7 protein-coding genes and 1 pseudogene are annotated in these 10,193 nt (G+C 64.3%); 4 read left to right on the forward strand and 4 right to left on the reverse strand.

What is annotated here, in order from left to right; genetic code table 11:
* The first annotated feature begins 203 nt into the window (after nucleotides 1-203).
* From WAN02_RS04040 to rfbA, 4 genes are read left to right on the forward strand one after another with little or no spacing between them, the layout of a single operon-like run.
* On the forward strand, nucleotides 204-1,529 hold the full coding sequence (locus WAN02_RS04040) for a UDP-glucose dehydrogenase family protein (RefSeq protein ID WP_422262892.1): 1,326 nt from the start codon (nucleotides 204-206) through the stop codon (nucleotides 1,527-1,529).
* A 4-nt stretch (nucleotides 1,530-1,533) separates the two neighbouring features.
* Nucleotides 1,534-2,289 (forward strand): maleylpyruvate isomerase family mycothiol-dependent enzyme, encoded by a 756-nt coding sequence (locus WAN02_RS04045; RefSeq protein WP_422262893.1) that lies wholly within the window; start codon nucleotides 1,534-1,536, stop codon nucleotides 2,287-2,289.
* Nucleotides 2,290-2,313: 24 nt separating this feature from the next.
* Entirely contained in the window at nucleotides 2,314-2,682 is a 369-nt protein-coding gene (locus WAN02_RS04050) for a nuclear transport factor 2 family protein (protein ID WP_422262894.1), read from the forward strand.
* 10 nt (nucleotides 2,683-2,692) lie between these two features.
* Complete coding sequence (rfbA, locus tag WAN02_RS04055) at nucleotides 2,693-3,559, forward strand: glucose-1-phosphate thymidylyltransferase RfbA (RefSeq protein WP_422262895.1); 867 nt, start codon at nucleotides 2,693-2,695, stop codon at nucleotides 3,557-3,559.
* 3 nt (nucleotides 3,560-3,562) lie between these two features.
* On the opposite strand, the gene WAN02_RS04060 is transcribed toward rfbA, so the two are convergent.
* The 4 genes and pseudogenes from WAN02_RS04060 to WAN02_RS04075 form a co-directional block, all read right to left on the reverse strand.
* On the reverse strand, nucleotides 3,563-4,783 hold the full coding sequence (locus WAN02_RS04060; RefSeq protein WP_422262896.1) for a PPE family protein: 1,221 nt from the start codon (nucleotides 4,781-4,783) through the stop codon (nucleotides 3,563-3,565).
* Between the two features lie 575 nt (nucleotides 4,784-5,358).
* Complete coding sequence (locus WAN02_RS04065; RefSeq protein ID WP_422262898.1) at nucleotides 5,359-6,651, reverse strand: pyridoxal phosphate-dependent aminotransferase; 1,293 nt, start codon at nucleotides 6,649-6,651, stop codon at nucleotides 5,359-5,361.
* A gap of 28 nt (nucleotides 6,652-6,679) precedes the next feature.
* Nucleotides 6,680-9,553, reverse strand: coding sequence for a heterodisulfide reductase-related iron-sulfur binding cluster (locus WAN02_RS04070; protein WP_422262897.1), 2,874 nt, complete (start codon nucleotides 9,551-9,553; stop codon nucleotides 6,680-6,682).
* 200 nt (nucleotides 9,554-9,753) lie between these two features.
* Nucleotides 9,754-10,193: pseudogene (locus WAN02_RS04075) on the reverse strand (hypothetical protein); the annotation flags it as partial.

The following is a 10,193-nucleotide window of genomic DNA, read 5'->3' on the forward strand; positions in this document are numbered from 1 at the left end:
CGGCAGCGGCGGTGGCGGCTTCGGCGGCGGTGGCGGCGGCTTCGGTGGCGGCCATGGTGGCGGGGGTCACGGTGGCTTCGGTCACTGATTTGGCTTGCCTGGCCTGGGTTTTTAACTTCCGACGGTAAACCGTCACCTGGCGTTTGCCCCCCGCTCAGAAGAGCGATGCCGTTAGCTCATTGCGGCGACTTACACACGGGTGTATGAGGTGCACCGTTTTTGGTACGGGTTATCTGGGTGCTACCCACGCTGCGGGGATGGCCGAACTGGGGCACGAAGTCGTCGGTGTCGACATCGATCCCGGTAAGGTCGCCAAGCTGGCTGCGGGCGATGTTCCATTCTACGAGCCCGGCTTGCGAAAGATGTTGCGGGACAACATCGCAGCGGGCCGCCTTCGATTCACTACCGACTACGACCTGGCTGCCGACTTCGCCGACGTGCATTTCCTCGGGGTTGGCACTCCGCAGAAGAGGGGCGAATACGGCGCTGACCTGAGCCATGTCCACGCCGTAATCGACACGCTCGCACCGCGTTTGACACGGTCGGCGGTGATCGTCGGGAAGTCCACGGTTCCGGTCGGGACCGCGGCCGAGCTTGTCCAACGAGTCCGTGGCGCGGCGCGTCCGGGTGTCGACATCGAAGTCGCATGGAACCCGGAGTTTTTGCGCGAGGGGTTCGCGATCCACGACACGCTGCATCCTGATCGCATTGTGCTTGGTGTCCAGGATGGTTCGACGCGCGCCGAGACCGCGATCCGTGAGCTGTACGCGCCGATCCTCGACGCCGAGGTCCCGTTCCTGGTGACCGACCTGCAGACCGCGGAGCTGGTTAAGGTCTCCGCAAACGCCTTTCTGGCGACCAAGATCTCATTCATCAACGCGATCTCCGAGGTATGCGAAGCCGCCGGCGCAGACGTCACACTGTTGGCCGACGCGCTCGGGCACGATCCCCGGATCGGACGCCGATTCCTCAACGCCGGCTTGGGCTTTGGCGGTGGCTGCTTGCCGAAAGACATCCGTGCCTTCATGGCGCGCGCCGGCGAGCTCGGCGCCGACCAAGCGTTGACCTTTCTGCGCGAAGTCGACAACATCAACATGCGTCGCCGCACCAAGATGGTCGCAATCGCCACCAACGCGTGCGGCGGCTCGCTGCTGGGCGCGAACATCGCCGTGCTCGGTGCCGCGTTCAAGCCCGAATCCGACGACGTGCGTGACTCGCCGGCGCTCAATGTCGCCGGTCAGTTGCAACTCAACGGGGCCGCGGTCAACGTGTACGACCCCAAGGCACTGGAAAACGCCCAGCGGCTCTATCCCACGCTGAATTACGCCGTCTCGGTGGAGGAGGCGTGTGACCGTGCCGACGCGGTCCTGGTGCTGACCGAGTGGCAGGAATTCGTCGATCTCGATCCCAATCAGCTCGCTGACCGGGTGCGCTCCCGCGTCGTCGTCGACGGCCGCAACTGCCTCGACGTGCAGAAGTGGCAGCAGGCCGGTTGGCGCGTGCACTGCTTGGGTCGGCGCGTAACCTGACCGCGTGGACTATGCGGTCGAGTTTGTAGAGCAGAACCGCGCCTTCGGCGAGGTAATTCGCAACGGCGAACCGTCGACTCCGATACCGACGTGTCCCGGTTGGAGCCTTACGCACCTGCTGCGGCACGTCGGCCGCGGTGATCGTTGGGCCGCCAAGATCATCGCCGACCGCATCGACGGTTACCTCGACCCGCGCGCGGTCGAGAACGGCAAGCCGCCGCCCGACCCCGACCAGGCGATCGACTGGCTGCACGGCGGGGCGCAGCTGGTGATTGATGCGATCCAAGACATCGGGGTGGAAACCCCGGTGTGGACTTTCCTGGGCCCGCGCCCGGCTTACTGGTGGGCGCGGCGCCGACTGCACGAGGCGACGGTGCACCGCGCCGACGGGGCGCTGGCGCTGGGGCTCGAGTACGCGCTTTCGCCCGAGCTGGCCGCCGACGGTATCGGCGAATGGCTCGAGCGGGTCGCGAGCGAGGCCGGTCGCGACGACGCGCCAATTCCGCTGCAGGACGGCCACACTGTGGCTTTGTGCGCCACCGACCCCGGGGTGGGTGTCGCCGGGCAGTGGACGATCCGTGCAGACGGCGGCCGCATTTCGTGGTCGCACGGCGTCCAAGACGGTTCTGTGCTGCTGCGGGGTGGCGCCGTCGACCTGCTACTGGCACTGGTCCGGCGTGTCCGGTTAGAAGACACCGACATCGTGGCATCCGGCGACGCGTCAATATGGCAGAACTGGCTCGGGCGCACGCCTTTCTAGGCCCACGCGGTACCTTTCTACACCATGACCACATCGGAGATGGCCACCGTGCTGGCTTGGCATGACGCATTGAACGCGTCTGACCTCGACACCCTGCTGGCCCTGTCCAGCGAGGACATCGAAGTCGGCGATGCGCATGGCGCTGCCCAAGGCCACGCCGCATTGCGGGACTGGGCATCGGCCCACCCTCCCCACGCTGAAGTCGGCAAGATATTCGTCCACGACGGCGTCGTCGTCGTCGAACAGAAGATCGGCGGCTCAGGCGAATCCGACTCCACCATCGCGTCTGCCTTCCGCGTCGTGCACGACCACGTCACCTCGGTGTTTCGTCATGACAACCTGGCGGCAGCGCTCGCTGCCACCGAACTGACCAACGCCGACCTCGTAGACTGAGGAGTGGTAGATGCGAGGAATCATCCTGGCCGGCGGTTCGGGTACGCGCTTGTACCCGATCACCATGGGCGTCAGCAAGCAACTGTTGCCGGTCTACGACAAACCGATGATCTACTACCCGCTGTCCACGCTGATGATGGCTGGGATTCGCGACATCCAGGTGATCACCACCGTTCCGGATGCGGTCGCATTCGAGCGAATTCTCGGTGACGGCAGCCAATTCGGCATCAACATCAGCTACGCGGTACAAGGTCATCCTGAGGGTCTGGCCCAGGCGTTCGTCATCAGTGCCGGCCACATCGGCTCCGACTCGGTGGCTTTGGCGTTGGGCGACAACATCTTCTACGGACCCGGGCTGGGCACCAACCTCCGACGTCATCAAGAGATAAGCGGGGGAGCAATTTTCGCCTACTGGGTGGCCAACCCGTCGGCATATGGTGTGGTCGATTTCGGCGCGGACGGCATTGCCTTGTCGATCGAAGAGAAACCGGCCACGCCGAAATCAAACTACGCGGTGCCGGGCTTGTACTTCTACGACAACGACGTGATCGAGATTGCCCGGAGCCTAAAGCCCTCTGCGCGCGGCGAATACGAGATCACCGACGTCAACCGGACCTATCTCAATCAGGGTCGGCTGGCCGTCGAAGTGCTCGCCCGCGGCACAGCCTGGCTGGACACCGGGACATTCGACTCACTGGCCGATGCCGGTGACTACATTCGTACGCTCGAACGCCGCCAGGGTCTGAAAGTCAGTGTCCCCGAAGAAGTCGCATGGCGGATGGGCTTCATCGACGACGCACAGCTGGCCCGCCGCGCCGAATCTCTGCTGAAATCCGGCTACGGCACCTACCTGCTGCAGCTGCTGGAACGAGGCTAGACCTCAGCCACCCGACAGCGGACGCCCCATCACGGTCAGGCGGTTTCCGTAGCGGGGGCCGTGCCCGAACCCGCCGGACCTGGCGGATGCACCCGGGAAACCCGGCATGGCGGCCGGGACGGCTCCGGTACCGCCGCCACTCGGGCCGACCGCATTGGTCCAGCCGCCACCGGCATAGGTCACGCCGCTGTGGTTGGCGACCTGCGCCGCCGCCGTCCACGCCGGCGGGACGGACAGCTTGCCGACCAGTGTGCCGCCACCGGCGTCCACCGAAACGCCCACGCTCGGCACCACCGGTGCCGGGGTGATCATGCCCGACGCGAACGCCGGAGCGCTCAAGCCCCCGCCAACGGCTTCGCCGGCCGGTTGTAATGAATTGATGTCGGCCAAGCCGCTGGTGATCGCGGGCACGACGAGCGCGGGACTGACGTATGAGCCCGACACGACACCGTTCACGAGGCTGGAGTTCAGGAAGGTTCCGATGGGGTTCCCGTCCGCGCCATCTAGAAAGTCGAGGAGGTCGCCGAGAAAACCCGCCGGCTGCGCGGCCGCATTCGTCGCAGCCGATATCGGCGAGGTGAGTTGTTTCAACGACGAGGGGATCGTTGACGTCAGCTGCTGCAGCTGCGACTGCACACCGGCCCCGGTGCTGGCGCCGTTTGCCTGCGCGACCGCCGAGCCCTGCGTGGCCTGGGCCGCTGGATTCGACGTCTCCGGCGGCTGGGTGAACGCTTTGACCGATACGGCCGCCGCCGAACTGCCGGCGTAGCCGTACATGGCCGCGGCGTCCTGTGCCCACATCTCGCCGTACATCGCCTCGTTGGCGGCGATCGCCGGGGTGTTCTGGCCGATCACGTTCGTTGCGACCAACATCGCCAGCTGCGTGCGGTTGGCGGCGATCTCAAGCGGGGGGACCGTCATCGCGTATGCCGCCTCGTAAGCACTCGCAGCGGCCGAGGCCTGGGCTGCGGTCTGCTCGGCTTGCGCGCTGGTGGTGTTCATCCAGGTGATGTACGGGTCGACAGCGGCGGCCATCGTCGCTGATGTCGGCCCGAGCCATTCGTCGTCCAAGACGTCGATGGTCGATTGGTATTGGGTCGCCGCCGACTCGAGCTCGGCCGCGAGCAGATTCCATGCCGCTGATGCTGTGCGCATAGGTGCCGAGCCGGGGCCGGAATACATTCTGCCAGAGTTGATTTCGGGTGGTAACGCGCCGAAGTCCATGGTCAGCGATCCAAACCGGCCGGGATCGAGACAAAGAAAACGTCAGGAATTGTCGGTGTCGGTGTACACAATCGGTCGCGGTCGGCCGTTGCTGCTGGCGACTGTGCCGGCTTTGCAACAGAGCACATCGCAACTCTCCTTCCAATAGGAATGATCTATCCAGATCTGTTGTCGCAGTTATTGTTTGATAGACGTACAGGTGGTGGGTGAAGATCTGCGGGGGCATCAACTGTTAGTCGATACGCCGCACCCCCTGTGATCAGGCCATGTGCACCGCAGAGGAACTCGCGCAACCACTCCTGTGTGGAAAACCAACGAGGCGGAAACATTGGCAAAGATGTAACCAATAGTGCGCCTAAGTTTCATCGCGACGCGCGCTCAGCGGCCAAACTCATAGAAACTTCAAATAATGAGATGCGGCGTTTCGGCGCACAGTGGGCTCGCCGGAACCTGCCAGCAACTTCGCTGGGGACACTCAGCGAACGGTGGGATATTAGCAGTTGAGCAGCGCATACAGTTGGATATCAAGGCCGGTGTCGGACTTCACGGACGTACTGCCGGACATCTACACCGCGCTATTGGCGGTAGCTCGCCAGGAAGTTGCCCAACCGCTCGATGGCGCGGGCAAGGTCGCGCGACCACGGCAGCGTGACGATCCGCAGGTGATCCGGTGCGGGCCAATTGAATCCGGTTCCCTGAGTGACGAGGATCTTCTCCGACAGCAGCAGATCCAGCACGAGCTGCTCGTCGTCGACGATCTCGTGCACCTCGGGATCGAGCCGTGGGAACGTATAGAGCGCTCCGGCGGGCTTGACGCACGAGACCCCAGGAATCTCGTTGAGCTTGGACCAGGCAACGTCACGCTGCTCGAGTAGGCGCCCGCCCGGTAGCACCAAGTCGTCGATGCTCTGATGGCCGCCGAGCGCGACCTGAATCGCGTGCTGGGCAGGAACATTCGGGCATAACCGCATGTTGGCCAGCAGGTGAATGCCTTCGATGAAGCTGCTGGCGTGGTCCTTGGGCCCGGTGATCGCCAGCCAGCCGGCCCGATACCCGGCCACCCGATAGGCCTTCGACAGCCCGTTGAAGGTCAGACACAACAGGTCGGGGGCAAGCGTGGCCATGCTGATGTGCTCGGCATCGTCGTACAGGATCTTGTCGTAGATCTCGTCAGCGAGCAGCAGCAGCTGATGCTTGCGCGCCAAATCGGCCATCTGCGTGAGGATTTCACGACCGTAGACGGCGCCGGTGGGGTTGTTCGGGTTGATGACCACCAAAGCCTTGGTGCGCTCGGTGATCTTCGATTCGATGTCGGCGATATCCGGTTGCCAGCCTTGGGTTTCGTCGCACAGGTAGTGCACCGGAGTGCCGCCGGCCAGCGAGGTCGATGCCGTCCAGAGTGGGTAGTCGGGAGCCGGAATCAGCACCTGATCGCCGTTGTCCAGCAAGGCTTGCAGGGTCAGCGTGATGAGCTCCGAAACCCCGTTGCCCAGATACACGTCGTCGACGTCGAAACGTGGGAAGCCGTCGACGAGTTCGTAGCGGGTGACTACCGCGCGTCGCGCAGGAAGGATCCCCTTGGAATCCGAATAGCCCTGCGCGTAGGGCAGCGCCTGGATCATGTCGCGCATGATGACATCGGGTGCGTCGAAGCCGAACGGCGCCGGGTTGCCGATGTTCAGCTTGAGGATGCGGTGCCCCTCGGCCTCGAGTCGTGCGGCGTGGTCATGCACCGGCCCGCGGATCTCATAGAGCACGTCCTGCAGCTTCGAGGACTGCGCGAACGTACGCTGCCGCGGCTGATGCCCCGCGTTCTGCCATGGCAGCTGATGAGTAGTCACATCGACTATGGTGCCACGGCTGTCCAGCTATTTTCTAATTCAACAACCAGCCTGATCAGCGCTTACCCGGCGGGCGGGCGCCGCGAGCGATGCCCAGGCCCTTGACGGGCGCTGCCGGCGGAGCCTGAACACCGTCCTCGCCATCGCTTGCGGCGGGCGCGGATTGCGGTTCTTCCTTCGCCTCAGGTTCGGGCTTGGCCTCCGGCTCCGGTGTCGCGGATGGTCCCGGTGCAACAGCGGTCTTCTTGGCTCCCGGGCGCTTGGCCCCCGCCGCTATGCCCAGACCCTTGACCGGCGCGGCCGGTGCCTTGGCCTCCGGGGCGGCCGCGGGCTCGCTCTTGGCTTCAGGTTGTTCCGCGGGCGCGGATGGTGCTGCGGCTTCTGGCTTTGCCACAGTTTTCTTCGCGCCCGGTCGCTTGGCCCCGGCAGCCAGGCCCAGCCCCTTGGCGGGCGCCGCAGGCGCCTTGGCCTCGGGAGCTTTCTCCTCGGCGGCCGACGGAGCCTGCGTGGCTTCAGCTTTGGGTGCTGCCTTCTTGGCCCCGGGGCGCTTGGCGCCACCGGCGATGCCCAATCCGGTGACTGCCTTGGTGGCCTTGTCCTCGGCAGGCGCGGCCGCTTCCGGTTCGGCAGCTTCTTCCTTGGCCGGGGCGGTCGTGGTGGCAGCGGATGCCTTCGGTGCGGCCTTCTCCGCATGCTCGGCGGCCTGCTTTGCGGCAGCGCCCTTCTCCGGCAACGTGATCGAACTGCGATCGAGCGACTCGAGCAGAAGCTGCGCCACGTCGCGGACATCGACGCCTTCGCGTCCGGCGGCCTCTTGGCGGTCGTTGACACCGTCGGTCACCATCACCCGGCAGAACGGGCACGCCGTCGCCACGGTGGTGGCGCCGGTGGCCAGCGCCTCGTCGACACGCTCGTGGTTGATCCGCTTGCCGATGTGCTCTTCCATCCACATCCGCGCACCACCGGCGCCGCAGCAGAAGCTGCGGTCGGCGTGCCGCGGCATCTCGGCGAGCTTTGCGCCCGACGCGCTGATCAGCTCACGCGGTGCTTCGTAGACCTTGTTGTGGCGGCCCAGGAAGCACGGGTCGTGATAGGTGATGTCCTCGGAGACCGGGCTGACCGGTACCAGCTTCTTGTCGCGCACCAGCCGGTTGAGCAGCTGGGTATGGTGCAACACCGAGTAGTTGGCGCCCAGCTGCTTGTATTCACGGCCGAGGGTGTTGAAGCAGTGCGGGCAGGTGACCACGATCTTGCGGTCGACCGTCTCAACACCTTCGAACAGACCGTCCAGGGTTTCGACGGCTTGCTGCGCGAGCTGCTGGAACAGGAATTCGTTTCCCGAGCGACGGGCCGAGTCGCCGTTGCAGGTTTCGCCGGTGCCCAGCACCAGGTACTTCACTCCGGCGATGGCCAGCAGTTCGGCGACGGCTTTGGTGGTTTTCTTCGCCTTGTCGTCGTACGCGCCTGCGCAGCCCACCCAGAACAGGTATTCGTAACCGTCGAAGCTGTCGACGTCCTCGCCGTAGACCGGCACGTCGAAGTCGACCTCGCTAATCCAGTTGGTGCGGTCGCCGGCGTTCTGCCCCCACGGATTGGCTTTGGTCTCAAGGTTTTTGAACAGCACCGAGAGTTCGGACGGGAACTCCGACTCCATCATGACCTGGTAGCGGCGCATATCGACGATGTGGTCGATGTGTTCGATGTCCACTGGGCACTGCTCGACGCACGCACCGCAGTTCACGCATGACCACAGCACGTCGGGGTCGATCACCCCGCCCTGTTCGGCGGTGCCGACCAGCGGACGGGTTGCCTGCTCGGGTCCGTGTCCGGGCACGCGGCCGAAACCGGATTCGGGGACGTGGTGGCCCTCTTCGTGGGCGGTCTCGAGATCCAGACCCTCGAGCGGCTCGGTCTTCTTCTCGCCAAGGATGTAGGGAGCCTTGGCCATCCAGTGATCCCGAAGATCCATGATGACGAGCTTGGGGGACAACGGCTTACCGGTGTTCCAGGCCGGGCACTGCGACTGACAGCGCCCACACTCGGTACAGGTGGCGAAGTCAAGGTTGCCCTTCCAGGTGAAGTCCTCGATCTTGCCGCGGCCGAAAGCCGCGTCGTCCGGCGGGTTTTCGAAGTCGACGGGCTTGCCGTGGGCCTCGATCGGCAGCAGCGGACCCAGGCCGTCAGGCAGCCGCTTGAAGGTGACGTTGATCGGCGCCAGGAAGATGTGCAGGTGCTTGGAGTGCAGCACGATCAACAGGAAGATCAGCGCCACCGCGATGTGTGCCAGCAGCGCGAACGTCTCGATCCACTCGTTGGCCGTGGCGCCCAGCGGGTGCATCAGCGCACCCATGGCGTGGGAGAAGAAAGCACCGTTGCCGTAAGGCAAAGCTCCGGTGTTCGCGGACGCACCGCGGAAGATGGCGAAGCTGACGATGACCATGAAGATCATGAACAGGATCAGCCAGGCGCCACCGGTGTGGGAGCCGTAGAACCGTGATGAACGGCCGTACTCCTTGGGTTCTGAGCGCAACCGGATGATCGAGAACGTGGCGATGCCGGCTACCACGCTGAGCGCGATGAAGTCCTGCAGGAAGCCCAGCGCATCCCACCGGCCAACGATCGGGATGTGGAAATTGTTCTGAAAAAGGGTGCCGTAGGCCTCGACATAAACCGTACCGAGGATGAAGAAGCCCCACATCGTGAAGAAGTGCGCCAGCCCGGGGATGGACCATTTCAACAGCCTGCGCTGGCCGAACACCTCGGAGATCTGCGTCCAGACCCGGGTGCCCACGTCGTCGGTGCGACCGCTGACCGGTTGACCGGAAAGCGTGAGTTTGGCCAGCCACAGCACCCGGCGCACGGCGAGCAAAGCGATGATCGCCGTCATCCCCAGGCCGACAACCAGTCTGATCAGCATCTGCGTGTGCACAGAGCAACTCCCCAAGACTCGTGTTACTGGTCAGTAACTAAATGTATGTTACTGGTCAGTAACTTACCTACTGCACCTGCTCAAGCCGTGTAAGCCTGCTCATAGTGACATCTTCGGCGGGGTTACCGCGACGAAGGATGCCCTAACTTAACTGCCGACAATCGCGAAGTGCGCCGCGTATGCAGGCGAAGGATTACGGCTCAGAAGTGCGGTATGGCCGGTAACGGGGGCAAATTGCTTCGCCACCAATGGTGGCGAGGATGTTGCGGCGTCCAGGTTGCGGTGTCCTGCGGCGGCGCGGGTTCGAGGGTCTCTGTCGAGGTGTCCGTCGTGGTCGGAGTGGTCGACGACGGAGCCGGCGACGGGCTGGTGGTGCGCGAGGACGTCGTGGTCGACGAGTGCGTTGGTGCCGGCGTTGGTGCAACGCCCCCGCCGCCTCTGGCCAGGATCGCCAGGCCGTAGATGATGATCGCGATCAGAATCACCACCGTCAGGCCCCACAGGGCTAGAACCCATCGTTTGAGATACCAGGGCGATGGGCTTTCGGTGGTGCTGAAGCGTTCGGTCTCGTCGATGTTCGCGTTGCCCCTTGAATAACCGTCGATGTCATACGGCGGTCGATTGCCGCCCACTGCTAGGG

It is taken from the genome of Mycobacterium sp., from assembly GCF_049281135.1.
Lineage (GTDB): Bacteria > Actinomycetota > Actinomycetes > Mycobacteriales > Mycobacteriaceae > Mycobacterium.